At 45.2% G+C, this 23991-nt stretch carries 22 protein-coding genes; all 22 read right to left on the reverse strand.

Annotated features, from left to right (window positions below; genetic code table 11):
- Positions 1 to 344: 344 nt before the first annotated feature.
- The 22 genes from glgA to cobI all read right to left on the reverse strand — a co-directional run bounded on the left by glgA (position 345) and on the right by cobI (position 23990).
- A complete protein-coding gene (gene glgA / locus L870_RS0110215) occupies positions 345 to 1766 on the reverse strand; it encodes a glycogen synthase GlgA (RefSeq protein WP_028518062.1) in 1422 nt (473 codons plus the stop codon).
- A 15-nt stretch (positions 1767 to 1781) separates the two neighbouring features.
- Positions 1782 to 2903, reverse strand: a complete 1122-nt coding sequence (gene glgD, locus L870_RS0110220) for a glucose-1-phosphate adenylyltransferase subunit GlgD (RefSeq protein WP_028518063.1) — start codon at positions 2901 to 2903, stop codon at positions 1782 to 1784.
- Between the two features lie 16 nt (positions 2904 to 2919).
- Positions 2920 to 4146 (reverse strand): glucose-1-phosphate adenylyltransferase, encoded by a 1227-nt coding sequence (locus tag L870_RS0110225; RefSeq protein WP_028518064.1) that lies wholly within the window; start codon positions 4144 to 4146, stop codon positions 2920 to 2922.
- Between the two features lie 36 nt (positions 4147 to 4182).
- The gene (gene glgB / locus L870_RS0110230) at positions 4183 to 6237 is read right to left on the reverse strand and encodes a 1,4-alpha-glucan branching protein GlgB (protein WP_028518065.1); all 2055 of its coding nucleotides are present in this window, start codon (positions 6235 to 6237) and stop codon (positions 4183 to 4185) included.
- A gap of 235 nt (positions 6238 to 6472) precedes the next feature.
- Complete coding sequence (locus L870_RS0110235; RefSeq protein ID WP_080676415.1) at positions 6473 to 8704, reverse strand: SpoIIE family protein phosphatase; 2232 nt, start codon at positions 8702 to 8704, stop codon at positions 6473 to 6475.
- A gap of 303 nt (positions 8705 to 9007) precedes the next feature.
- A complete protein-coding gene (locus L870_RS0110245; protein ID WP_028518068.1) occupies positions 9008 to 9640 on the reverse strand; it encodes a precorrin-8X methylmutase in 633 nt (210 codons plus the stop codon).
- Positions 9640 to 11109: a cobyric acid synthase gene (locus L870_RS0110250; protein WP_028518069.1), complete on the reverse strand. Its 1470-nt coding sequence runs from the start codon at positions 11107 to 11109 to the stop codon at positions 9640 to 9642. Before L870_RS0110250 ends, L870_RS0110245 begins: the two co-directional genes overlap by 1 nt.
- Positions 11102 to 12136, reverse strand: coding sequence for a pyridoxal phosphate-dependent aminotransferase (locus tag L870_RS17260; protein WP_037271989.1), 1035 nt, complete (start codon positions 12134 to 12136; stop codon positions 11102 to 11104). Before L870_RS17260 ends, L870_RS0110250 begins: the two co-directional genes overlap by 8 nt.
- Entirely contained in the window at positions 12130 to 13101 is a 972-nt protein-coding gene (cbiB, locus tag L870_RS0110260; RefSeq protein WP_028518070.1) for an adenosylcobinamide-phosphate synthase CbiB, read from the reverse strand. The genes L870_RS17260 and cbiB overlap by 7 nt, the downstream gene beginning before the upstream one ends.
- The gene (locus L870_RS0110265) at positions 13098 to 13658 is read right to left on the reverse strand and encodes a histidine phosphatase family protein (protein WP_028518071.1); all 561 of its coding nucleotides are present in this window, start codon (positions 13656 to 13658) and stop codon (positions 13098 to 13100) included. The genes cbiB and L870_RS0110265 overlap by 4 nt, the downstream gene beginning before the upstream one ends.
- Positions 13659 to 14048: a bifunctional adenosylcobinamide kinase/adenosylcobinamide-phosphate guanylyltransferase gene (locus tag L870_RS18560; RefSeq protein WP_051411505.1), complete on the reverse strand. Its 390-nt coding sequence runs from the start codon at positions 14046 to 14048 to the stop codon at positions 13659 to 13661.
- A 2-nt stretch (positions 14049 to 14050) separates the two neighbouring features.
- Complete coding sequence (cobS, locus tag L870_RS0110275; protein ID WP_028518072.1) at positions 14051 to 14818, reverse strand: adenosylcobinamide-GDP ribazoletransferase; 768 nt, start codon at positions 14816 to 14818, stop codon at positions 14051 to 14053.
- Positions 14812 to 15333, reverse strand: coding sequence for a bifunctional adenosylcobinamide kinase/adenosylcobinamide-phosphate guanylyltransferase (locus L870_RS0110280; protein ID WP_028518073.1), 522 nt, complete (start codon positions 15331 to 15333; stop codon positions 14812 to 14814). The genes cobS and L870_RS0110280 overlap by 7 nt, the downstream gene beginning before the upstream one ends.
- A complete protein-coding gene (gene cobT, locus L870_RS0110285) occupies positions 15330 to 16379 on the reverse strand; it encodes a nicotinate-nucleotide--dimethylbenzimidazole phosphoribosyltransferase (RefSeq protein ID WP_028518074.1) in 1050 nt (349 codons plus the stop codon). The genes L870_RS0110280 and cobT overlap by 4 nt, the downstream gene beginning before the upstream one ends.
- Positions 16363 to 17718 carry a cobyrinic acid a,c-diamide synthase CobB gene (locus L870_RS0110290; protein WP_028518075.1) on the reverse strand — a complete coding sequence of 452 codons (1356 nt, stop codon included), beginning with the start codon at positions 17716 to 17718 and terminating at the stop codon, positions 16363 to 16365. The genes cobT and L870_RS0110290 overlap by 17 nt, the downstream gene beginning before the upstream one ends.
- Positions 17715 to 18905 (reverse strand): precorrin-6y C5,15-methyltransferase (decarboxylating) subunit CbiE, encoded by a 1191-nt coding sequence (cbiE, locus tag L870_RS17270; protein ID WP_037271994.1) that lies wholly within the window; start codon positions 18903 to 18905, stop codon positions 17715 to 17717. Before cbiE ends, L870_RS0110290 begins: the two co-directional genes overlap by 4 nt.
- Positions 18902 to 19654: a precorrin-6A reductase gene (cobK, locus tag L870_RS17275; RefSeq protein WP_051411506.1), complete on the reverse strand. Its 753-nt coding sequence runs from the start codon at positions 19652 to 19654 to the stop codon at positions 18902 to 18904. The genes cbiE and cobK overlap by 4 nt, the downstream gene beginning before the upstream one ends.
- Entirely contained in the window at positions 19647 to 20375 is a 729-nt protein-coding gene (cobJ, locus tag L870_RS0110300) for a precorrin-3B C(17)-methyltransferase (RefSeq protein WP_028518076.1), read from the reverse strand. Before cobJ ends, cobK begins: the two co-directional genes overlap by 8 nt.
- On the reverse strand, positions 20372 to 21409 hold the full coding sequence (locus L870_RS0110305) for a cobalt-precorrin 5A hydrolase (protein ID WP_028518077.1): 1038 nt from the start codon (positions 21407 to 21409) through the stop codon (positions 20372 to 20374). The genes cobJ and L870_RS0110305 overlap by 4 nt, the downstream gene beginning before the upstream one ends.
- Positions 21406 to 22164, reverse strand: coding sequence for a precorrin-4 C(11)-methyltransferase (gene cobM / locus L870_RS0110310; protein ID WP_028518078.1), 759 nt, complete (start codon positions 22162 to 22164; stop codon positions 21406 to 21408). The genes L870_RS0110305 and cobM overlap by 4 nt, the downstream gene beginning before the upstream one ends.
- A complete protein-coding gene (gene cbiD / locus L870_RS0110315; RefSeq protein ID WP_028518079.1) occupies positions 22157 to 23299 on the reverse strand; it encodes a cobalt-precorrin-5B (C(1))-methyltransferase CbiD in 1143 nt (380 codons plus the stop codon). Before cbiD ends, cobM begins: the two co-directional genes overlap by 8 nt.
- The gene (cobI, locus tag L870_RS0110320; protein ID WP_028518080.1) at positions 23289 to 23990 is read right to left on the reverse strand and encodes a precorrin-2 C(20)-methyltransferase; all 702 of its coding nucleotides are present in this window, start codon (positions 23988 to 23990) and stop codon (positions 23289 to 23291) included. The genes cbiD and cobI overlap by 11 nt, the downstream gene beginning before the upstream one ends.
- Position 23991 lies beyond the last annotated feature (1 nt).

Below are 23991 nucleotides of genomic sequence, written 5' to 3' on the forward strand. Positions count from 1 at the left end.
TTTAGTCTTTTCTTGACTTTCCTTCTTTAAAAAGGAATCTCAAGGGTCGTTACTTTTTCTTATTCGCATTGTTCAATTTTCAAGATGCTGTTTACTGCCCCTTCCGAGACAGCTTTAATATTATATCACTTTCTTTCAGAGTTGTCAAGTGCTTTTTCAAAATTTCTTTGAAAAAATTTTCTCTCGACTTGCTGTTTTTTTCCAGCTCCCTGTCGGACAGTGATTATATTATAGCACCCTTTTTGAGTTTTGTCAAATCAAATTTTATGAATTTTTCAAGAACTTTTTTATATAAAATCACAACTTATAAACAACAGCACCCCATTGCTGAGGTGCTGTCAATATTACTCTGCTGCAAGAAGCTGCTTATACGTATCAATATAGAGCTCAGCCGATGACGACCAGCTGTGATCGCACTCCATAGCGCGTTCAACAAGTTCTTCCCAAACCTGCTTATCTTCATAGTCACGGCGTGCACGCTTAACAGCATCAAGCATATCATTAGCATTGTATGTCTTGAATGTGAAACCGTTTCCGTTCTCGCCGCCGTTATCACGTACAGAATCTCTTAATCCGCCTGTTTCTCGGACTATAGGAATTGTTCCGTATCTCATGGCAATCATCTGCGCAAGTCCGCACGGCTCGCTCTGAGACGGCATAAGGAACATATCCGAGCCCGCATATATCTTATGCGAAAGCTCGGGAATAAATCCCACTGTCACCGACACCTTATCGGGATACCTTGCAGCCATTTCGAGGAAGAAATCCTCATATATCTTCTCACCGCTGCCAAGCACCGCAAATTTAACGCCGCTGCGCACGATCTCTTCAAATACACATCTTATCAGATCAATGCCTTTATGCTTTACAAAGCGCGTAACTATGCCTATAACAGGCTCATCACCGGGAGCAAGACCGAGCTCTGCAAGGAGAGCTTCCTTGCATTTTGCCTTGCCTTCGAGCTTTTTTGAAGAGTAATTTTCTGCTATCATTTTATCCTTATCAGGATCATACAGCTTTGTATCAATACCGTTCATTATACCGCGCAGCTTATACTGCTTGGTAACGAGTATCCTGTCGAGGCCGTGAGCATACCACGGGTCAAGTATCTCCCACGCATAGCTTGGGCTGACCGTTGTTATCATGTCACTTGTCTCGATAGCCCCCTTCATCATATTGACAGAGCCGTCGTACTCGATAAGTCCTGCATTGTACATAGGGATACCCATGAGTTCGCTGAGAACTTCTTTTCCGTATTTGCCCTGATACTCTATATTGTGTATGGTATAAACAGTCTTGATACCATCATATCCCTGCTGATACTTGTAGTAAACATTATAGTAAACAGGTATCAGCGCAGTCTGCCAGTCATTGCAGTTGATGATATCCGGAGTAAAATCAATATACTTCAGCATTTCAAGAACAGCCCTGTCAAAGAATACAAATCTTTCACAGTCGTCGTAAAATCCGTAAAGTCCGTCTCTTGAAAAATAATACTCATTATCAATGAAATAATAGGTCACACCATCTTTTATTGCCATGAATATGCCGCAGTACTGCTTCCTCCACGAAACATCTACTGTGATATTTGTGAGAAATACCATCTTATCGCGGAATTCAGGCGCAACTGATTTATACAGAGGTATTACCACTCTACAGTCATGCCTTTTTGACTTTATAGCCTTTGGAAGTGAACCTACTACGTCTGCAAGTCCGCCCGAAGCTGCAAAAGGTACAGCTTCACTGGCAGCAAATAGTATTTTCATATTTTATCACCGCCGTCAGATCTTACCGCCTTTTCCTATATATAGCGGGTATGTCTCGGAGCCTGTAAGCACCTTTTCATTGCTTATCTCAACGTTTTTATCGGTTATTACCGATGCGATGCTGCAATTCTCTCCCACCTTTGTTCCCTGCAGGAGCACGCAGTCCTTGACCACTGTATCCTTTCCGACTTTAACGCCTCTGAAAAGTATAGAATTGATAACTGTACCTTCAATGACGCAGCCGTCTGCAATAAGCGAATCCTTTATATTTGACTCAAGACCGTATTTTACAGGTCCGTTATCACCTATCTTTGTAAGAACAGGCATATTCTTCGGGAAAAGTGCGTCTTTCTTTGCAGGATCAAGAAGAAGCCTGTTAGCCGCATAGTATTCCTGTATGCTGTCTATCCTTGTGAAGAAGCCTTCATGCTTATAGCCCATTATCTTGAATTCGTCCTTCTTGCGCTGGAGTATCTCACGGGTAAAGCTGTACTGATTGCGGCTTGCCGCATCGGAAACGATCTTCTTTAAGAAGTCCTTTGTAACGATACACATTTCCAGCCAGATATTGCACTCGCCTGTTATCTGCGGATCAACAAGAACGTCCTTTAATCTGTTCTCGTCATCGAATTCAAGAACAGTTGTGCAGTTATCCTTCTCACAGTTATAAAGCCCTCTGCTGTACACAAGGGTAATATCAGCCTCTGTATCCATATGCTGCTTGAGCACAGGATTGAAGTTAAGGGTAGTAACTACATCACAGCTTGCCATAATGACATATTTGGCATTTGAATGCTCAACATATCCCCATATATTATTCAGCGCGTCCAGTCTGCCGTTATAGATACCGCCTGTCTGGCTGTACGGCGGCAGAAGATGAAGTCCGCCCTTTTTACGTGAAAGGTCCCATTCACGTCCTGAGCCGAGATGATCGAGGAGCGAACCGTAATTCGACTTTGTGATTACGCCCACCTCTGAAACTCCCGAATGAACGAAGTTTGAAAGCGGAAAATCTATCAGTCTGTAACGTCCGCCGAACGGGATAGAACCCATAGTTCTTCTCTTAGTCAGTTCACTGACATAAGAATCATGCATACTTGCAAAGATAAGTCCCAAAACATTATAATTAACACTCATAGTAACATTCCCTCCGTCAGATATTTTCGCCGATGATCTGTTTTGGCTCAACGACCTTTTCTGCCGAAACAGTCACGTTATTACCGACAACGGCAATGCCCCATTTATCCTTGTCCTCAACACTTTCGGGACTTGATCCGACATGAGCACGGTTTTCGATAACGCTGTCGCTTCCGATTATCGCATACTCAACAACAGCGCCCGATTTTATAACAGTTCCGGGCATAACGATACTGTAGTTTACAGTTGCGCCTGCCTCGATGGTAACGCCTGAGAAAAGTATTGAGAAATCGACTGTTCCGTCGATAGTGCTTCCCTCTGATATCATTGAGTTTTCAATGCAGGCATTGTCGCCAACATACTGCGGAGGCATATTGCTGTTGCGTGAATATATCTTCCAGTTGGGATCGTAAAGATCAAGAGGAACATTCGGGCTGAGAAGATCCATATTTGCTTCCCAGAGTGAATCGAGAGTTCCTACGTCCTTCCAGTAGCCCTCGAATTCATATGCGAAAAGTCTCTGCTTATCGCGGAGCATAGATGTGATGATATCCTTTCCGAAGTCCTTTGACCACGGCTCACTCTTTTCGCGTTTTGCGTTAGCTTCGTTTTCGTTTTCGATAAGGTATTTGCGGAGCTTCTCCCATGTGAACACATAGATACCCATTGAAGCCAGTGTGGACTTTGGCACCTTGGGCTTTTCAACGAAATCTGTGACCTGCTTCTTTTCGTCACAGATCATTATACCGAAACGTGAAGCCTCAGCCTTTGGAACATCAATTACGGAGATAGTACAGTCCGCATCATTTTCAACATGGAAATCCACCATTTTTGAATAATCCATCTTGTATATGTGATCTCCCCCGAGTACGACTACATACTCAGGATCATAACGCTCGATAAAGCGCATATTCTGGTAGATAGCATTAGCAGTACCTTCATACCATGAAGCACCTGCCTGAGTCTCGTAAGGCGGGAGAACGTGTACGCCTCCGTTCATCTTATCAAGGTCCCACGGCTGACCGCTTCCGATATATTCATTCAGTACAAGGGGCTGATACTGAGTAAGGACACCCACTGTATCAATACCCGAATTTGTGCAGTTTGAGAGAGGGAAATCTATCAGACGATATTTACCGCCGTATGGTACTGCGGGTTTTGCAACATTTTTGGTCAGTGCATATAGTCTGCTGCCCTGACCGCCTGCAAGGAGCATTGCAACGACTCTTTTTTTAGTATACATATTCTTCCTCCTGGATATTAAAAAACATAATGGAATTTATTTTGCCTTGGCAGAGATCTTTTTCTTTGCTGAGGTCTTTGGCTTTTCTGCATTATCAGTCGCCTTTGCCGACTTTGCAGAAGTTTTGACTGCCGAGGCAGTGCGCTTCCTTACGGGAGCTTTCTTTGCTTCGGCATTTTCAGCCTTTGGCTCTCGCTTTTTCACAGGTGAATATTTAAGATATATCACCGAGAGAGGCGCGAGGGTCATTGAGATACTGTTATCATGTCCATGCATCGGCACACTATCCGACTTGAACGAGTTTTCGGTAATACCCGAACCGCCGAAATCGGCAGCATCGGTATTGAATATGAGCTTGTATCTTCCCTTCTGCGGAACGCCGATCCTGTAATCGCGGCGTTCAACGGGAACGAAATTGCATACCGCTATTATCTCATCACCGTTATCATCGGTACGCCTGAAGGAAATAATGCTCTGCTTGTAATCGTCATTCGATATCCAGCTGAAGCCGTTCCATGAGTCATCATTCTGCCAGAGGGGCGGATTGTCAACATAGAATTTATTCAGTTTTTCCGAGAACTTTATCAAATTCTTGTGCGAATCCAAGTCCATCAGATGCCAGTCGAGCTGTGCTTTATAATCCCACTCCTTCATCTGACCGAATTCCTGTCCCATAAACAGAAGCTTCTTTCCGGGATGCGCCATCATATACGCAAGGAATGCACGGTACGAAGCAAATTTCTGCTCATATTCCCCGGGCATTTTATTTATCATCGAACATTTTCCGTGTACTACCTCATCATGAGAGATAGGCAGGATATAGTTCTCAGAGAACGCATAGAAGAACGAGAATGTGAGCTTATCGTGGTTAAACGCACGATATATAGGGTCGAGCGACATATAGCTCAGCATATCGTTCATCCAGCCCATGTTCCACTTGAAGTTGAAGCCGAGTCCGCCTAAATCTGTAGGCTTTGTGACCAGCGGCCATGCCGTAGATTCCTCGGCTATCATAAGTGCGTCGGGGTGCTTGAGAAAAACAGCTTCGTTAAGATGCTTGAGGAACTCCACAGCTTCAAGGTTTTCGTTGCCGCCGTAGATATTTGCAGCCCACTCGCCCTCACGTCTGTCATAGTCGAGATAGAGCATTGAAGCTACGGCATCAACTCTGAGACCATCAACATGGAATTCATCAAACCAGTAATTTGCGCTTGAAATAAGGAATGAGCATACCTCAGCCTTGCCGTAATCGAAAACTCTCGTTCCCCATGCCTTATGCTCCTTTTTGCGGTCATCTGTATACTCGTAGCAGCAGCTGCCGTCGAACTCGTAAAGACCTGCTTCGTCCTTAGGGAAATGGGCGGGCACCCAGTCAAGGATAACGCCTATCCCTGCGGCATGGAACATATCTATCATCTTTCTCATATCATCGGGAGTACCGTAGCGCGAAGTAGGCGCAAAATAGCCTGTTACCTGATATCCCCATGAACCATCATAGGGGTACTCAGTAAGGGGCATGAACTCCACATGAGTGTATGACATTTTCTTGAGATACGGGATTATTTCCTTTGCGAATGTCACATAATCGAGGAATACCTCTTCGCCGTAATTCTTCCACGAGCTTAGATGTACCTCATAGACATTCATAGGGCTTTTGTAAATGCTCACATTGCTCTTGTTTTCAAACCATTTTGTATCTTCCCATTTGTAGTCGCTCTCATATATCTTTGAAGCCGTGCCCGGACGGGTCTCATAATGATGAGCATAAGGATCGGCTTTCATAAGTATCCTGCCGTCCTGAGCCTCGATGCTGAACTTGTAAGTATCATACTGTTTAAGTCCTGCGATCTCAGCCTCCCAGATACCATCTGAAATAAGCGACATAGGGTTTTGCGTTCTGTCCCAGTCGTTGAAATCGCCTACAACAGATACGCTTACAGCATTAGGAGCCCAAACTCTGAAAGTGAAAACCTTGCTTCTTCCTTTTTTCTTAGAATGAACGCCAAAAAATTTATATGCTTCATAATTTTTTCCCTGATAAAAAAGGTACAGAGGAAAATCGTTAAGATTGTTATTTTTATTAACAGACATAATTCAGCCTCCTTTGCTATAATACATTTTATCAGAATCAGCAGAATTATTCAAGCTTTTTTGAAAATCGCACATAAATTTTATAGGTTATGCTAATATTGCCATATCTAATTAGTGCAATTTGACATATTTGTTTTGAAGTTTTCTCCTGCACTCTTGTCAAAATGCACAGCTATCGACCTACTTTTGCTTATGCTGTATGACATTTGAGTTAATATTTTGTTAACAAAATCCTTTACTCCCTTACTCTGAAGGCAATTACTGTAACATCATCGGAATGAAGTGTCTGATTGAAAACATCAGCTTTTGTGCAAATTTCGTCTACGATATGCTTTATGTCATCACCTCCCATCAGCAGCTCCTTGATGAAGGGATAAGCGTTCTCTGATATGCCGTCGGAAAACATTATTGCTATGTCGCCTGCTTCAAATTCGCACTCTCTTGTGAACAGCTCGGAATGCTCGTATATTCCTATGGGGAACGTGGGTGCAGTTACTTTCAGTACATTGCCGCCGTGACGTATGAGCGTTGCCGCAGCTCCTGATTTTATCACCGTAAGACTGCTGTCGTCAAGGTCGATGCAAAGTGCATCAAGTGTAGCAAAGCTCTCCTCACGGGACTTTGTGACCATGAACGAATTTATCAGCTTTACTGCCGAAGCTACGCTTACTCCGCCGCTGACAAGTCTTCGGAAAAGTCCTGCTACCATTCGTGATTCCACGGCAGCATTCTTGCCTGTACCCATGCCGTCGGACAGCACAACATATCCCATTCCTGCACCGTCAGTAAACACAGTATAAGTATCACCGTTTGCAGCGGAATTATCAGCACATGATGATGAAGCATACACCTCCATGCTGTAATGAGGGCATTCATACACTCTGATACGCAGCTCATTTCCCGAGCGGATCAGCTCCGTGCATGACATCTGCAAATGAAACTCATCTGCTATAAGATCACATATCCTTGTACCGTTTTCGGGAGCATTTTCAGATGAAAAATACACCTCTGCAATAAGCCTGCTGCGGCTGTTGTAGTAAGCTATTACTGATGACGGGATATAGCCGAATTTTTCAAGCTTCAGCCTGATACTTCTCCCTGCTGTTTCCGAGCAGCGTATATCAAGCTTTTCGCCAGTTGATCTTATCAGCTCCTCGGTTATGAGCATCTGTTCATGCAGAAGCTGACGGCTCTCGGAGAAACGCATTTCCATAAGCTTTGCAGCTGCCTTTTCTCTTGCACTTTTCACAAATACTTCCGATATCTTCTCCTTGTGCAGACAGTCCGCAAGTTCCTGAGGAAAGCTTTCCTGTGCGAACTCGCCCATTTCCGCAAGCTTAGCAAATCCGCGGTAGGTATTGCCCTTATCAGACTTCCAGCAGAAGGGTCTGCGATAGCAAAGAGAGCAGACCTCTGCCGAATTTGCTTCGATCTCATCTTCCGTATCACAGCTTTTCGAGAGCATCTGCGATACCTTTTCCGACTCTCTTCTCAGCTCTCCCACAGTCTCGGAAAGAAAGCCCATTCGTGTATTTATCATATCTGACAGCGAACTGTCTTTAATATCCGTCCTTACCCATTTATCTGAAAATACCGATGCAGCAGGAATAAAAACAGCAACGGCGCATATAATATCTATCATGTCTCCCACATTACCACCGGACAGTCCTGTGAGCACCGTAAAAATAAAACATATCCCCACGAAAAAGACTGCCGCAGTCATGGTCTTCTGCCTTCGCATATATCCTGTCAGAAATCCTGCGGCAGGCAGAAGAACTACGCCAATGCCTGAATCTGTTGAAGATAAAAATGCTCCGCAAACTGTGAGCGCACCGCAGATGACTCCGCCTGTCTGACCGTAAAAATATGAGCCCATAAGTGTAACGGCTGCACCGAGAACTATCCCTGCATTCACTATAGGTATCTCAGCACTGCACAGTGAAGATACTGCAACTATGTAAACAACAGCACATGACAGTCCTCCGCTGCCCGAAATGTCTATGACCTTTTTATGCTTCAGATCCATAATAAACCTTGCAGCCGAATAAGCTGCAAAACCTGCAAGTCCGCCGTAAAAAACATAGAACATCAGCTTCTGCGGCAGCTCGCCTATTACTGCCGAAACAGCCGCTCCGGATATAAGTACGCTTACACCTGTATTAATGCCGCATATCTTCTCATCGTTTTTAGGCTCAAGAAACATTTTTATGATGACCACAAATGCTATAGACGAAAGCTTGACGATATTCCTTCCTACAGCATCATTTATGATACTGCGGACCATGCTCCCTGCAAATACCGCCGCAGAATATGGAAGTCCCACTGCTCCTGCTATAGAAATATCCGCAAAAGAAGAAACTCCTCCCACCTTTGCCCCCGACAGCATAAAGCCTGCCAGTACACAGGCTGCAAAGGAAAATACAAAAGGCGAATACTGCCATTCCCTTAGTTTTTTTATATTTATCATTGCACATCACCTCGCAAAATATACCAATGATTATACCATAATTTTTGCGTGTGATATGTCGAAGTCCGCTGTCGGAAATGCACTGTTTCTCTCAGGTTCTGGCACAAAAGAAAAAGCTGTGCAAATGCACAGCCGAATGAATTTTTCTTTTGTTTGATAAGAACAAAAACATATATTGATTTTATGCAAAACAGAGAAATCAAAAATTTCTTTTCTGATATTCAATGGTTTCCCATTGATTTTTTACATTTTTTCCCCCTTTTACAGAAGCACATTGTTCACCACATTGTTAAAATGTCATTATTATTCTCTGCCTGCTGCCATGTAAAGCAGGGCATTGCATATAGCCGCAGCTACATTGCTGCCGCCCTTTCTGCCTCTTGCAACAATGCAAGGTATACCGCTTTCGATTATGAGTTCCTTTGACTGCACCACGTTCACAAATCCAACAGGAACACCGATTATCAGCCTCGGCACAAAGCTGCCTGCATCAATATGCTCGCGCAGTCTGATAAGTGCAGTAGGTGCATTCCCAACTGCATATATAACAGGCTTGCCAAGCCTTGCAGCCTTGTCCACAGATGCAACGGCTCGGGTAGTACCGTTTGCAGTTGCAGTCTCTGCTACGTCACTGTCAGCCATGAAACATTCAACTGTACAGCCAAGCTTACCGAGAGCTTTTTTGTTCACTCCCGACTTAGCCATATTGGTATCGGTAACTATGACAGCTCCCTCTGAAAGTGCAGCAAGCGCCTTCTGAACAGCCCCCTCAGAGAAGTACATATTGACATAGTAATCAAAATCCGCTGTAGTATGTATCGCCCTCATAACTATGGGACGTATATCCTCGGGAAGCTTTCTGTCTCCAAGCTCAGACTCTATTATTTCAAAGCTTCTTCGTTCGATATCCTGCGGAAGGACATATTCAAGCTCCATTATATTCCCTCCTCGATTATCCTGTAAAGCATATCCGTATCAATACTTCTGCGTACTCCGTCAGCAAGCATATCGAACTGTGACTGCTTGTATTCTTCCCTGTTAACATTACCGCCTCGGTAAGCGATGCCTTTGCGTTCATACAAATGTCTGACAAGTCTTTCAGACACGTACTGACTGTCAAAAATTCCGTGTATGTAACAGCCGCAGACATTGCCCTCATAAGCACCGCCGCAGTCCAGAAGCTCAGGGCTGTCGCTTTCCGTAGTTCCCATATGTATCTCGTAGCCTCTGAACTCCGCACCGCTCAGAAAACTCCAAAATCCGTCGATATCGGAAAAATTGCCCTCTGACTGAGTCTGTACCTTTTCCACACCGAATACGGTCCTGCATTTCATCAGTCCCATGCCTTTTATACTTCCGCCGCCTTCACAGCAAAGCGGGTCTGAAATGCTTTCACCAAGCATCTGAAAACCGCCGCATATACCGAACACCGGAACACCTTTTGCAGCGCACCGTCCCACAGCCAGTTCCATGCCGCTCTCACGCAGCCATTTCATGTCCGCAATGGTACTCTTTGTACCGGGAATTATTATCATGTCGGGAGTTCCAAGCTCATCGTATTTCTTTACATATCTTACGCCTACACCGTCATACTGAGCAAACACATCAAAGTCGGTAAAATTTGACATTCTCGGCAAACTAATAACAGCGATATCAATAATGCCTTTACTGCTTTTGCTGTCAAGCTTGTGTGAAAGGCTGTCCTCGTCCTCAATGTCGCAGCCGAGATACGGAACAACTCCAAGAACAGGCTTTCCGCCTCGCTGCTCAAGTATATCTCTGCCGCTGTCAAACAGAGATATATCCCCTCTGAACTTATTCACCACAAGCCCCTTTACCATATCAAGCTCATGCTTTTCAAAGAGACCGAGAGTACCGAGAAGCTGCGCAAAAATGCCGCCCCTGTCTATATCTCCCACCAGAAGTACGGGAGCTTTCGCAAGCTCCGCCATACCCATATTCACGATATCGTCTGATTTAAGATTAAGCTCCACGGGACTGCCTGCACCCTCGATAACTATAATATCATTCATAGCCGAAAGCTTGGCATAGGACTCCATTATCTGCGGTACAAGCTCTTTTTTTCGTTTGAAGTATTCGGCAGCTGTCATATTTCCTACGGCTTTGCCGTTGACTATGACCTGTGATCCAACATCAGTGGTAGGCTTTAAAAGCACGGGATTCATCAGAACCGACGGAATAACTCCTGCTGCTTCCGCCTGCATAGCCTGAGCCCTGCCTATCTCGCAGCCATCAGAAGTTATGTAGGAATTAAGTGCCATATTCTGAGATTTGAAGGGGGCGCAGGAATAACCGTCCTGCTTGAAAATGCGGCAGAGAGCAGCCGCAAAAAAGCTCTTTCCCGAGTTGGACATCGTCCCTTGAATCATTATAGCCTTAGCCATTCAAACACCTCCCGAGTGCAGAAATAAATACTTCATTTTCTTCATGTGTCTTAACAGCGATACGATAAAAGCTGCCGTCGAGTCCGCTGTAATCATCGCAGCAGCGCAGGAGTATCTTCTCTTTCAGCATACTCTCTCCGAGTTTTTCATCTGACTTGAAAAGAATAAAATTCGCATCTGAATTATAATATTTTATCCCGAGATCATGCAGTTCTTTTTGCAGATATTCTCTTTCATTCTTCACAAGCTCAGCCGCTTTGCGAACATATCCTTCTTCATCTAAGGCAGCTATACCTGCCCCCTGTGCAGGTGCGGAAACGCTCCAGTACTGCCCTGTACAAGCGATCTTTTCTGCTATGTACTTATCTCCGCAAATAACGTATCCAAGCCGCAGACCTGCCATTGCATAAAGCTTTGTGAAAGACCTGAGAATTATAGTTTTATCGTTCATGCAGTTCATAGCTGAAAGCTTTTCAGCACTGTCTGTAAACCCAATAAAGCTTTCATCGCAGAACAATAGTGCTCCTGCATTTTGGCATTCACAGGATATTTTTCCGAGGACGTCAGACGCGATAACTCTGCCTGTTGGATTGTTGGGAGTACACAGAAACACCATATCATTACCGCTGATATGTGAAATAATATCTTCCGTGACTTCAAATCCATTTTCTTCGGAAAGAGTGTATTCATGTACCTTGCAGCCGTTTTCGGCAAGAGCTTTTTTATACTCGCTGAATGCAGGCGAAACTATAAGTGTGGTATTAGGTTTAAGTGCAGAAACAGTACGGTAGATAAGATCGTCAGCACCGTTTCCGCAAACTATATTATCAGCCGAAATGCCATACTTTTCCGACAGTTTTTCACGAAGCTCCCCACACATCGGATCAGGATATCTGTCAGAATAAACAACTGAATCCACAGCAGCCTGACGAACTCTTTCAGGCATTCCGAGAGGAGAAAGATTTGCAGAGAAGTCATGCTGTATATCCAGTGAAAGATCGTTGCCGCCGTGTTTTCCGTTCAGCATAATATACCTCCCACAATCACACATCTGACTGCAAGAGCAGCTGCGAATACAAGTGCAGAGCTTGCATACATGAGCCTGTTCGCACGACGTATATCCTCATACTCGATGGGGCGTTTCCTGTCCCCGATGAACTCCTTTTTGTGGAGCTCTCCGAAGTAATATGCATCGCCTGCGAGCTGAACTCCGAGAGCACCTGCACAGGCAGCTTCTGTCTGCGCAGAATTAGGACTTGCGTGTTTGCGTCCGTCTCGTATCCATATACGGTAAGCGTCCCTGCCGCTGAGTCCTATAAAAGGCGCGGTAAGCACCATTGCAAGAGCTGTCAGGCGTGAGGGAAAATAGTTGAGAACGTCATCGAGCTTTGCAGCAAATCGCCCTATATCGGCGTACTTCTCATTTGTGTAGCCTATCATGGAATCCATTGTATTTACGCATTTATAGAACGCTCCGAGGACTGCACCTCCCAGAGACATATACATGATCGGAGCTGTAACGCCGTCGGAAGTATTCTCAGCTACAGTCTCCACAGCAGCCTTGATGATACCATCTTTGTCGAGGACTGCTGTGTCGCGTCCCACTATCATGGAGACCGCCTTTCGTGCCCCCTCGATGTCATCTTTTTCAGCTGCATGATACACCTTAATGCTCTCATCTCTGAGGCATTTTGCCGCCACAAGATAGTAGCACATTATGCCCTCCGCAGCAGCTCCCAGCCACAGAGATACAGAGTACAGAGCAATGAGTATAACAAGGGACACCGATACCGAAACAAGTATCACTGTCAGGGCAAGAAATACTCCGCCCTTTCGCAGATCATTGCTCATTTTTCTGCGTATAAAAGCTTCAAGGCGTGATATGAGCCTGCCGATGAGCCTTATAGGGTGCGGCAGGCTGTAAGGGTCACCGAGGATACAGTCCAGCAGCGCTGCAATAACAAGCGGCATAGCCGCAATAATGTAATTCATATTTTCTCCGTTACAGTAATGTTTTTTCCGTCAAATTCCGTGATATAGCCGTGTCCGTTGGTAATATGCCAGTCGTAGTAGCTCTTATGCGGAACTGCAAAATGCTCAAGTATCGCCATGATAGTTCCGCCGTGGACTACAAATGTAAGGTGGTCGTCCTTGTCGGCATTTTCAAGGCACTTCATAAATCCCTCAATGCATCTTTTCTTGAATTCCGCAGGAGCTTCACCGTTGGGGAAAGCAGCCTCGCCGCCGCTGTCTATCCAGCGCTGATAACGGCTGTCCATAGAGAGCTCGATGTAATTCTTACCCTCAAAGTCGCCGAAATCACACTCTCTCAGTTCATCGCAGATCGTCATTTCACCTGACGGAAATATAAGCTCCGCAGTCTGTATACAGCGTTTCATGGGACTGCAAAACAGCTTTCCGCACTGAGGATAATCTATTTTCATCAGCTCCGCAATTCCCGAAAAAGCCAGCGGCTCGTCAGTTCTTCCAATGTATCTCAGCTCGGTATTTCCTGCTGTTTTACCGTGACGAATAAGGTCTATTCTCACTTATACTTCTCCTTTCAGGAACTCAGCTATTCCGCATATAACGCGCACTACTGTATCGCTTTCGGCAGCTATGATACAGCCGCTGCGTCCCACATTTTCACGGTATACACGCTCCCTCTTTTCCATAGGAACTATCCCACAACCTATCTCGTCCATAATGATGATACACTGACTGTTCTCACGGCAAAGACGCTGCGTAAACTCCACGGGATCATCTCCCATATCCATAAGCCTTGAAACAAGCCTGTGATAGTCAGTTATACAAGCTGCCGAGAAAGATTCTTCTATACTGCAATCCGAACCGTTTATTATCTCATCAGCCTTTATTCCAAAGAGTCTGCAGGCAGTCTCCTTCTTGTCCTGATAAGCCCCTCCTGTGATAAATCTCATGTTCAGATCACCTCCGTAAGCCTTAAAACTATGGCAGCTGTCAGTGCGATAACAAGCTCACACATTTGCAGGAACCAGCCTGCAAGATCACCTGTTATACCGCCAAATTCCCTGTATGAAATGCAACGGTAATACAGTACGGCAAGAAGCACAGCCGCAGTCACCGCCGCACCCGCACTCAGACTGACAAGCATCATGGCTGTGCATGACAAGACTGCCATAGCCGAAAGTACAATTAATGTTATTTTTTTATGTGCAGGTTCTGTGAAGCTTTGCAGCGTTCCCTCTTTTTTTGCCCCGCGGAAGGTCACGGCAGTTAGTCCGCTGAGTGAACGTGAAAGCACATATCCGAGACCTGTTATCACAGCTCCCTCAAAGGAAAAAAGCTCCGACAAAGCGGCTGTAGAAACGATAAGATATACACCAAGCTTTATAGCTGCAAATGCACCAATATGTGAGTCCTTGAGTATGGCAAGCTTTTTCTCCTTATCGCCCCATGAAGCCCTTGCATCGCAGGTATCGCAGAAGCCGTCCAGATGAATACCGCCTGTAACGAGAATATTAATCAGCATAACAACTGCTCCGAACATAAAACTGCCGAAGCACAGTCTCTCGCAAAGCAACTGCCACAGCACCGTCAGTACACCAATAACTGCACCGATAACAGGGAAAAAGCATAAAGAATAACGCCTGTTTTTTTCATTCCATTCTACCTTCGGCATTGGGATTCGGGAGTACATCTGGAATGCCGAAATAAACGACTTTAACAAACAACCTCCCCTTTCCGCGGTATGGGTATCCCGAAAACACACTCTACGACATTATCAGCAAATCCGGCTATTTTTCGGTTTATCTCCGCAAGCTGACTTATGTAGAGAAGAGTTTCTGCGGAGTAATTAATGCCGTCACAGCCAACTTCATTTGTAACGATGATAAGCTCAGAAACTTTCTCCGAAAGAGCTTTTATATCAGAAATGATTTTTTCCGCAGGCTTAATAATATCACTACCCACGAACATCTCATTTGCACAGAGATTGCCCATACATTCAATTAGAACACCGCTGTTTACCGAAACATCAGCATTGCAGATATCTCGCTGACATTCGACAGTAATATAGCCCTTTCCCTCGCGCATTTTTCTGTGGCGCAGGATTATTTCCTCAGCATCGCTCCCCACAGGAGACATAGTTGCGATATAGTATTTTTCACCGCCGAACATATTGAGAACTTTTTCGGCATAGCGCGATTTTCCGCACTTTGATCCGCCAGTAACAAGGGTTATCATTTCAGTTCAGTATACCTTTCTATACCCGAATTTTCAAATTTATGAGAATTGTAGTAAATAGACGCAGCGCCGTCAAGAAGCGGCAGGAGAAGGATTCCGCCAGTACCTTCACCAAGCCTCAGACCGCCGTTGATTATAGCTTTCAGTCCAAGCTTTTCGAGAAGTCCCTTTCCCGCCGGCTCGGCAGAAACATGGCTTGCAAGCATATAATCCTTGCAGTCATCAGAGTACATAGATGCAAGGACCGCAGAAACCGCTGATATCACGCCGTCTATGACCACAGTAACTCCATAGACTGCACCGCCGAGGAAAAGTCCGGTCATACCTGCGATCTCGTAGCTGCCAAGTTTTGAAATAAGCTCTGTCGGATCATCTGAAAACGGCGAATTAACAGCGATCGCACGCTTTACAACATCTATCTTATGATCAAGCATCTCGCTTGAAAGGCCTGCACCGCGCCCCGTAACTACTTCGGGAGAAAGTCCGAGAAGAACCGAGGAAAGAGCAGATGTTGGAGTCGTATTTCCAATGCCCATTTCTCCAGTAACTATGAGCTTCACCCGCTGTTCAGCAAGGTCTCTGACAATATCCATACCGACTTCAACAGCTCTTACAGCGTTTTCACGGGACATAGCAGTACCTATAGCAATATTGTCCGAACTATAAGCATTTTTTCGGTTGATAAGATTTTCACACTGTAAATCTTCAGCGATACCGATATCAACAGCTATAACCTTTGCTTTATAGATCTGCGCAAGAGCATTGATATTAGATTTTCCGCAAGCTATAGCCTCCGCACATATTCTTGTAACTGATCGGTCAGTCTGCGTTACCCCTTCATCAACTACACCGTTATCCGCACACATTACAACAACTGCTCTTGAAGAAATATCAGGAGTTGCAGTTTGCTGAACCGCAGCAATTTTGTTCCAGAAATCCTCGAGAACACCAAAGCTCCGCAAAGGTTTAGCAACGCTGTCCCAGTGCTCCTGCGCTAAAAGTGCATATTTTTTTTCAGTCGGAAGTATTTTATTGACCCTGTCCATATCTTTCTCCGTATTCTGCGCAGGCAGCAACAAAGCGCTCTGCAATTTTCACATTGGCGTAAAAATACAAGTGTGGAAAGCCTGCATACAGCGATTTATCAGAATGAATGCACTCCCAGTTCCTGCCGTCATTTTTCCTTGCTATAAAGTCAGAACCACAGTCGGTACTATCCCAGTAGTGAAACTCATGTGCAGCAATTTTATCCGATTTATCACATATAAGGCAGGCTTTTTTGGCTTCAAGAGTTACATAACCAAAACGCTGAAGCTTAGAAGTTGAGAAAACATTTCCTTTTATTGCTCCAACCATTTCATAACTTCTATCATCTGAAAGTATCATTCTTTCATGCAGATACATGAATCCGCCACACTCAGCAATCGTTGGCATACCGCTTTCAATAGCGGATTTTATAGTTTCCGTCATATGATGATTTTGAGACAGCTTTTCTGCGTAAAGTTCAGGATATCCACCGCTTAGGATAAGTCCGCAGCAGTTATCAGGAAGCTTTTCATCTCGCATCGGAGAGAAGTATTTAATTTTGCAGCCAAGCCTTTCCAGAAAAGCAATATTATCCGAATAGATAAAACAGAACGCTTCATCTTTTGCCACCGCAATAATCGGGTTTATTTTACGTTCTATAATGTGCAATCCTGGCTCTGAATACACTGGATAAGGCACATCTGACACTTTAATTATTTCATCGAGCATGATATTCTTCTCCGCAAGCAAGCTAAGCTCCGATAGTTTTTCTTTGATATCATCTATCTCATCAGCAGTCACAAGCCCGAGCCTTCGGCTCTCGAACGTAAAGCTGTTTGTCGGCATATAGCCAAAAAATATTGTTTCAAGTTCAATGCACAGCTCTTTCATACGCGGCACAAGTCTTTCGGGAAGTCTGTTAAAAATGAACCCTTTTATCATGTTGGGCTGCTTATATTCAAGGAAGCCTTTCATAATCGCGCCAATGGACTCACTCGCCCCCTTGCAGTCGATCACAACTATAACAGGGGTACCGGTAACAGTCGAAACCGAATGAGCAGAGCCTTTTCCTTCAACTCCGTCGTAGTATCCCATAACTCCCTCAACAACCGAAATATCTGCTTTTGCACCGTTTTCATTCATCAGATATTTCAGTGTTTCATCGTCGCAGAAAAAGCTGTCAAGGTTATGTGAAGGAACTCCGATCACCTTCTGGTGAAACATAGGATCAATGTAGTCCGGACCACATTTAAACGACGAAACATTCATACCGCGATGCTTTAATGCCGCAAGAATTGCACAGGTAACTGTCGTTTTACCGCAGCCACTGTGAGTCCCGGCAATCATTACTCTTTTCATGTAAATTTCCTTTTTATAATGAATATTGGATTTTCAGCCGACATCATAGTATATCCGCAGATTTTTCGGGTTCTGGTTACAGCTATCTGAGTAATTTCAGGCTCAATACCAAACTTATCAAAAATCTTGATACACTCTGACAATGTTTCAAGCGAAACCGCAGTTATAGTCAGTCTTATATTGCGATTTTTTTCAAGAGCTGTTTGTATTATACTATCCATTTTTCCGCCTGAACCGCCGACAAAAACGCAGTCGGGCGCTGGAAGCTCCTTAACTTTCTCAGCTGCGTCACCTTCATACACTTCAATATTGTCGCAGCCGAATTTTCGGCTGTTTTCTGCTGTCAGTCCAATAGCCTCGGGATTTTTGTCAATTGCGCAGACTTTTCCGTTTTCGCAGCAAAAAGCCATTTCCACAGACACCGAACCCGTTCCGCAGCCGATGTCCCAGCACACATTGTCTTTCCCTATTTCAAGCCCTGCGACGACATTTTCACGTATCTCCTTCTTTGTCATCGGCACCTTACCTCTGACAAATTCCTCATCGCTGATACCTCTTGGAACAAACCTCTCAAAATCCGGATTTTCAGCAAGCATCACGCTCAATCCGCCTGCACTGTACTCCGTAAGTTCACACGCACTTCCGACGGTTATCCTCTCGTCATCATAGCCGAGGTTTTCGCCGATAAATACGGAAATATCGCTTTTCCCGAAGTTGCAAAGCTTCTTGCATATATCAGTCGCTGTCACATCTCCGCCAAGCAGAAAGAATGTTTTCTCATGTGCGCAAACACTTCTGACCACGTTTCCACTCTTGCCGTGGAGACTTACAAAATGGCAGTCCGACCAATCTTTTTTTAGTTTTGACATAAAATAAACAGGTGAAGATATACCGCAAATAAATTCTGTCTCCGTATCAGGCAAAAGTTCAGCCAGCTTCTTCGCTCCGCTGAAAAATCCGCAGTCTCCTGACATGAGCACAGCAATGCGCTCACATTCACTTTCCTTGATATACCGAACTATTTCGGCACTTCTGTACTCCTCGAAAACAGGCTTTTCCAGTCCCTTGAACGGCTCGATCATTCGCTTTGCGCCGATAAGAACGTCCGCATTTTTCACAGCTTCAATCGCTTCTGCGGTCATGTTTTTCTCATTGCCCATTCCTATACCAATTATATATACCTTCACCTGCTCACCTCATCTGATATTATCTTTTTTATTTCGCCCAGTGTACAGCCCTTTTCGGCAGGTCTTTCAAGGGTGATCACCTCGACTCCGCACAGCCTTGCCGCCTCGATTTTTTCAGGGAAACCACCTGCGGCACCGCTCTCCTTTGTCACCAGTATCTCAGCTCCGCTGAGCCTCAGATGCTCCATATTCCGCTCAATGCTGAACGGACCTTTTTCTGCTATAACATGCTCTTGTGTGATACCGAGCTCCTCGCACTGTCTGATTATATCCTCATTTGGAAGCACCCTTACCCACAGTCTTTCAGCATATTTTTTCATAGCTGTAAGCTTAGGTATCTCCTTGCTTCCGAGGGTACTCAGAACCGTTTTATCTGTACTGTTCAGCAATTCCAGAAGCTGCTCCATATCTTTGACTTTTTTGCAGTCCGCAGTTTCCGAACTGCTTCGCAAAAGCCTGTAATACTGCATATTTACAGCTTCGCAGGCTTTTTTTATATTTGCGGTCACCTCCGTAGCGTAGGGGTGAGTTGCATCGACTATGCGCTTACATTGAAGCTCCGATATAAGCATCTCCATGCCGCTGCTGTCAAGTCTGCCTGTTATTATTCGCAGGTACACACTATTCGGCAGCAGCTCTGCACCGTACTCCGTAGCCACACATACAGCAGAAAAAATATGCTTTTGGCAGCAGAATTCCGCAAGCTCTCTGCCCTCTGTAGTACCGCCGAAAATAAGCAGCTCACACATTACGGTAGCCTCTCGGTGTAACCATTTTTCCGCCTATCACCTTGGTTTCTGAATTGCCTATAAATACGGTAGTGAACATATCCACCTGCGTATCACGAAGCTCTCCGAGAGTCAGCACACGGCTCTCCTGACCGTCCCTGCCTATGTTGCGCACATAGCCGCATACCGTATCCGACGGGCGGTATTCAAGGATAATATCACAGGCATTACAGAGATAGTCAGCTCGCTTCTTTGACGAAGGGTTATATATCGCCATGACGAAATCCCCCTCAGCCGCACATCTCAGCCGTTTAACTATTTTCTCCATAGGCGTAAGCAGATCTGAAAGGCTTATTATCGCCATATCATGAGTCATAGGCGAACCAAGTACAGCGCCGCCGCTGAGTGCAGCCGTAACTCCGGGGACTACCTCAACTTCCACATCGGGATAGCCTTCCGAAAGTTCTATTGCAAGCCCTGCCATGCCGTAAAGCTGACTGTCGCCGCTGCAAACAAGCGAAACTGTTTCCCCGTTTGAAGCCTTTTTCAGTGCGAGCTCAACTCTGTCCTTTTCCTGACGCATACCTGTGGAAAGACATTCCTTTTCGGGATAAAACTGCTTTATCTGCTCGATATAAACCGTATATCCGACTACGACAGAACTGCTCAGTATCACCTGCTCGGCTTCAAGAGTAAGACCGTTCCTGCTTCCGCAGCCAATTCCAACTACATAGAGCTTCATAATATTTTCCTCTCAAAATCAAGATATACTGCCCTTTCCGCAGCCGCTACAGTAACTCCGTCAACAGGTGTCTTGTGTATCACAAGCTTACCTCCGCTGCAAAGCACTGCGCTTCTCTCGCAGACATTATCTGCACCTGTAGTTTCAAGTACAAAATCCGAGCTGTCAAATTTTCCGCCTACGCTCATAAGCTCCTCGGCGGTATAAGTCTTTATGGGCAGTGCATACTTCTCCGCAAAGGCGCAAAGACCTTCCTCATTCTTTTTTATATCAATCGTAGCTATTTCCGATATCATACTGATATCAAAACGATACTGTGCAAGAGTATCAAGAACTGCTTTTTCTATAGCCTCTTCGGAAGTACCTTTTTTGCAGCCGATTCCAAGAACTATATTTTTAGGCAGAAGCCTTAAAGTTACATCAAAGGGCTTTGCACTTATATCATTTCCGACGTAAATCCCCGTGCGGCATATACCGAAAGCGGTGAGCTCATCGGGCAGGCTGCTGTGAGGATAATCCGAGGAAAAACCTATTTTCTCATCGTCAATAACTGCCGCAGCTATCTCCTTTGCGGCTTTAAAATCGGTTATTATAAGGTCGTTTGCAACTGCAAAGCTGTCGGGGGAAAACTTTCCGCCCACATCTGTGGCAGTAGTTATAACAGCTGTTCCGCCTACGGACTCGGCTATTATCTCCGCAAGGCAGTTTGCTCCGCCTATATGTCCCGAAAGTACGGGAATAGCGAATTTTCCGTGATCGTCCATAACTATGACAGCAGGATCGTCAGCTTTTGTACCGAGATAAGGAGCTACCGCCCTTACTGCTATACCGCAGGCACATATAAAAATAAAAGCGTCGGAACGCTCGAAAAGTCTGCCTACCATGCTTCCTAAATTCCAGAATACAGCCGAATCCTCATCAGCATGCTTGTGAAAGCAATACCTGCTGACGAAGTGCTCACCTCTCAGCTTTGCGGCAACGCGCTGCGAGAGCTGCCTGCCGTTTTCGGTAACAGAAAATATTGATATATTCATGTCTTATCAGCCTTTCTGAATTCAGTTTCAAACTCCTTATCGTAGAGCTTTGAAAGCTGATGATAGTCTCCGAGAAAATCTCCAACGGTTATGAGTGCTGTCTTTGTGATGCCGTTTTTCTTTGCGGACTCAGGCAGTTCACCCACTGTACAGCGTATCACCTTTTCATCGTCCCATGTAGCCTTGTATACTATTGCCGCAGGAGTGTCGCTGCTGTAGCCGCCTGCAATCAGCCGCGATGAAAGCTCATCAAGCATACCTGTACTGAGGAATATGACCATTGAAGCTCTGTGCGCTGCAAGGCCTTCGATGCTCTCCTTTTCGGGTACGGGAGTCCTGCCTGCCATACGTGTAAGTATAACTGTCTGTGATACGTCGGGAAGTGTGTACTCGGCTTTAAGTGCGGCAGCTGCTCCGCAGAACGAGCTTACTCCCGGAGTTACATTATATGCAATACCAAGCTCGTCAAGTCTGTCCATCTGCTCACGTATAGCTCCGTAAACCGAGGAATCACCCGTATGCAGGCGAACTGTATTCTTTCCTTCAGACTCAGCCTTTTTCATGACCTCTATTATCTCATCAAGGTGCATGAGAGCACTGTTGTATATCTCACAGTCCTTACGAGCGTAGCTGAGAAGCTGAGGATTTACCAGAGAGCCTGCATATATTATCACATCTGCATTGCTGAGAAGTCTTTGTCCGCGCAGTGTTATAAGGTCAGGTGCGCCGCAGCCTGCTCCAACGAAATCAACCATTTTCTTCCTCCGTTATTGCCTTTATAAGTTCATCTGCAAATGCAGTTTTTACATTTATCACACGTTTATACGAAAAAGCCAGTGCAGCTATTTTTATCTCGTTCTTTACTCGTCCGCGGAGATAATAGTCCATGCGCTGACTGAGTATATCAAGTGTTTTATCAAGATATCCTGCATCTGCAAGTATATCCATTGCCGCATCAGCCGTTGCACAGTCGGGGAGCTTTTTCAGCGTATCCGTATCAGCTCCCGCAAGGAGTCCGCAGGTGACGAGCACTTCCATTCTTCCGTCTGCCCATGAGGAATGGGTGTTCATTATGCCTGCTCCAAGCTTTACCAGCTTACCGATATGTCCCACTATGAGTATTGAACTGAAACCAAGCTCGATACCAATATCGATCGCATCACCGATAAAGTTGCTGCAAGTAACGCTTCTTTCCAGTGAAAAAGGCATTTCGTCCTGCACGAAGCTCTCACTGTAATTGCCGATAGTCAGCAGCATATTCTTCTGTCCCTCGGCACGGCGCATATTTGCTTCTGTACGTATAGTTTCTATAAGTGCGGTATTGCTCATTGGCTCAACGATGCCGCTTGTACCGATTATGGAGATGCCTCCTTCTATTCCCATTCGGGGATTGTAGGTCTTTGCTGCAAGCTCCACACCATCAGGTACTGATACTGTTACCTCAAATCCGCCTGAATAGCCGTACTTTTCGGCTATTCCCATTACTGCTGATGTTATCATTTTACGGGGCACGGAATTTATTGCAGCTTCGCCTACGGGCTGGTCAAGTCCAGCCTTTGTGACTCTGCCTATGCCGACTCCGCCTTTTATTTTCACGCCTTTCTGCGCAAAAGCAACAGCTGCAAATACCTTTACTCCGTTAGTTACATCGGGGTCATCGCCGCTGTCCTTTTCGACCGCACACGATGCCATGCTTTCGGTTATAACAGGCTCGATAATGTCTGGACGGATAACTATGCCCTTTGGCGTAAGTATCTCCGCAGCAGTCAGTACTCTTCCCGTAAGGAGCATCTCCGCTGCTGCCTTTGCTGCCGCAGCTGCGCATGAGCCGGTAGTATATCCGCATCTCATTTTCTGTGAGCCCTTGTAAATATACTCCTCAAGCTTCATCACGCTTCTCCTTATCATTTACTATAAATACCGTAAAATAGCCAAGCTCTTCATTAACTTCGTCAAGACTGTGATATATTTTTTCATCAGGCAGTCCGCAGTTTTCAACTGCTGACGTGTACTCAGAAAGACCTTTCCTGTGAAGTAAGTCTGCAAGCTCTGCTGAATGTCTGCCTGTTTTCATTATCACCTTTGTGCCGCGGATATCAAGGAGCTTATCAAAGTCCTTGCAGCCGTATGGGATAATATGCAGCGGCTCATTCCCGAGACAAAGTGGCAGTTTAAGTTCCGCTGCTGCCCCACAGAAGCTTGTAACTCCTGCGCATATCTCCGTCTCATAGTCATTTGCTTCAACTCGCTCCGCAATATAGCTGAACGTGGAATACACGGAAATATCCCCGAGAACAGGTACTGCAACATCGTTTTCTTTCAGCTCGCTGCAAAGAAACTGCGCTATCCTGTCATAGTTTTCACTGAGTATCTGCTTATCCCTTATCATAGGGAAATCAAGATATATTATCTGCTTGTCTTTAATGTCAACTGCCTGCTCAGCTATGGAAAATGCAAGAGTATTTTCACCATTTGTGCGTGGTACTGCCCAGACTTTGCAGCTTTCAAGTATATTCACCGCTTTGACAGTCATGAGCTGAGGGTCGCCTGCTCCCACGCTGACTCCGTAAAGCTTACCCATA

The organism is Ruminococcus flavefaciens ATCC 19208, from assembly GCF_000518765.1.
Taxonomy (GTDB): domain Bacteria; phylum Bacillota; class Clostridia; order Oscillospirales; family Ruminococcaceae; genus Ruminococcus; species Ruminococcus flavefaciens.

Coding starts and splice junctions, on each gene's coding strand:
- glgA (WP_028518062.1), bottom strand. CDS start 1,766: ATGAAAATACTATTTGCTGCCAGTGAAGCTGTACCTTTTGCAGCTTCG.
- glgD (WP_028518063.1), bottom strand. CDS start 2,903: ATGAGTGTTAATTATAATGTTTTGGGACTTATCTTTGCAAGTATGCAT.
- L870_RS0110225 (WP_028518064.1), bottom strand. CDS start 4,146: ATGTATACTAAAAAAAGAGTCGTTGCAATGCTCCTTGCAGGCGGTCAG.
- glgB (WP_028518065.1), bottom strand. CDS start 6,237: ATGTCTGTTAATAAAAATAACAATCTTAACGATTTTCCTCTGTACCTT.
- L870_RS0110235 (WP_080676415.1), bottom strand. CDS start 8,704: ATGATAAATATAAAAAAACTAAGGGAATGGCAGTATTCGCCTTTTGTA.
- L870_RS0110245 (WP_028518068.1), bottom strand. CDS start 9,640: ATGGAGCTTGAATATGTCCTTCCGCAGGATATCGAACGAAGAAGCTTT.
- L870_RS0110250 (WP_028518069.1), bottom strand. CDS start 11,109: ATGGCTAAGGCTATAATGATTCAAGGGACGATGTCCAACTCGGGAAAG.
- L870_RS17260 (WP_037271989.1), bottom strand. CDS start 12,136: ATGCTGAACGGAAAACACGGCGGCAACGATCTTTCACTGGATATACAG.
- cbiB (WP_028518070.1), bottom strand. CDS start 13,101: ATGAATTACATTATTGCGGCTATGCCGCTTGTTATTGCAGCGCTGCTG.
- L870_RS18560 (WP_051411505.1), bottom strand. CDS start 14,048: ATGAGATTTATCACAGGAGGGGCTTATCAGGACAAGAAGGAGACTGCC.
- L870_RS0110280 (WP_028518073.1), bottom strand. CDS start 15,333: ATGATAACCCTTGTTACTGGCGGATCAAAGTGCGGAAAATCGCGCTAT.
- cobT (WP_028518074.1), bottom strand. CDS start 16,379: ATGGACAGGGTCAATAAAATACTTCCGACTGAAAAAAAATATGCACTT.
- L870_RS0110290 (WP_028518075.1), bottom strand. CDS start 17,718: ATGAAAAGAGTAATGATTGCCGGGACTCACAGTGGCTGCGGTAAAACG.
- cobK (WP_051411506.1), bottom strand. CDS start 19,654: ATGTGTGAGCTGCTTATTTTCGGCGGTACTACAGAGGGCAGAGAGCTT.
- cobJ (WP_028518076.1), bottom strand. CDS start 20,375: ATGAAGCTCTATGTAGTTGGAATTGGCTGCGGAAGCAGGAACGGTCTT.
- L870_RS0110305 (WP_028518077.1), bottom strand. CDS start 21,409: ATGAATATATCAATATTTTCTGTTACCGAAAACGGCAGGCAGCTCTCG.
- cobM (WP_028518078.1), bottom strand. CDS start 22,164: ATGGTTGATTTCGTTGGAGCAGGCTGCGGCGCACCTGACCTTATAACA.
- cbiD (WP_028518079.1), bottom strand. CDS start 23,299: ATGAAGCTTGAGGAGTATATTTACAAGGGCTCACAGAAAATGAGATGC.
- cobI (WP_028518080.1), bottom strand. CDS start 23,990: ATGGGTAAGCTTTACGGAGTCAGCGTGGGAGCAGGCGACCCTCAGCTC.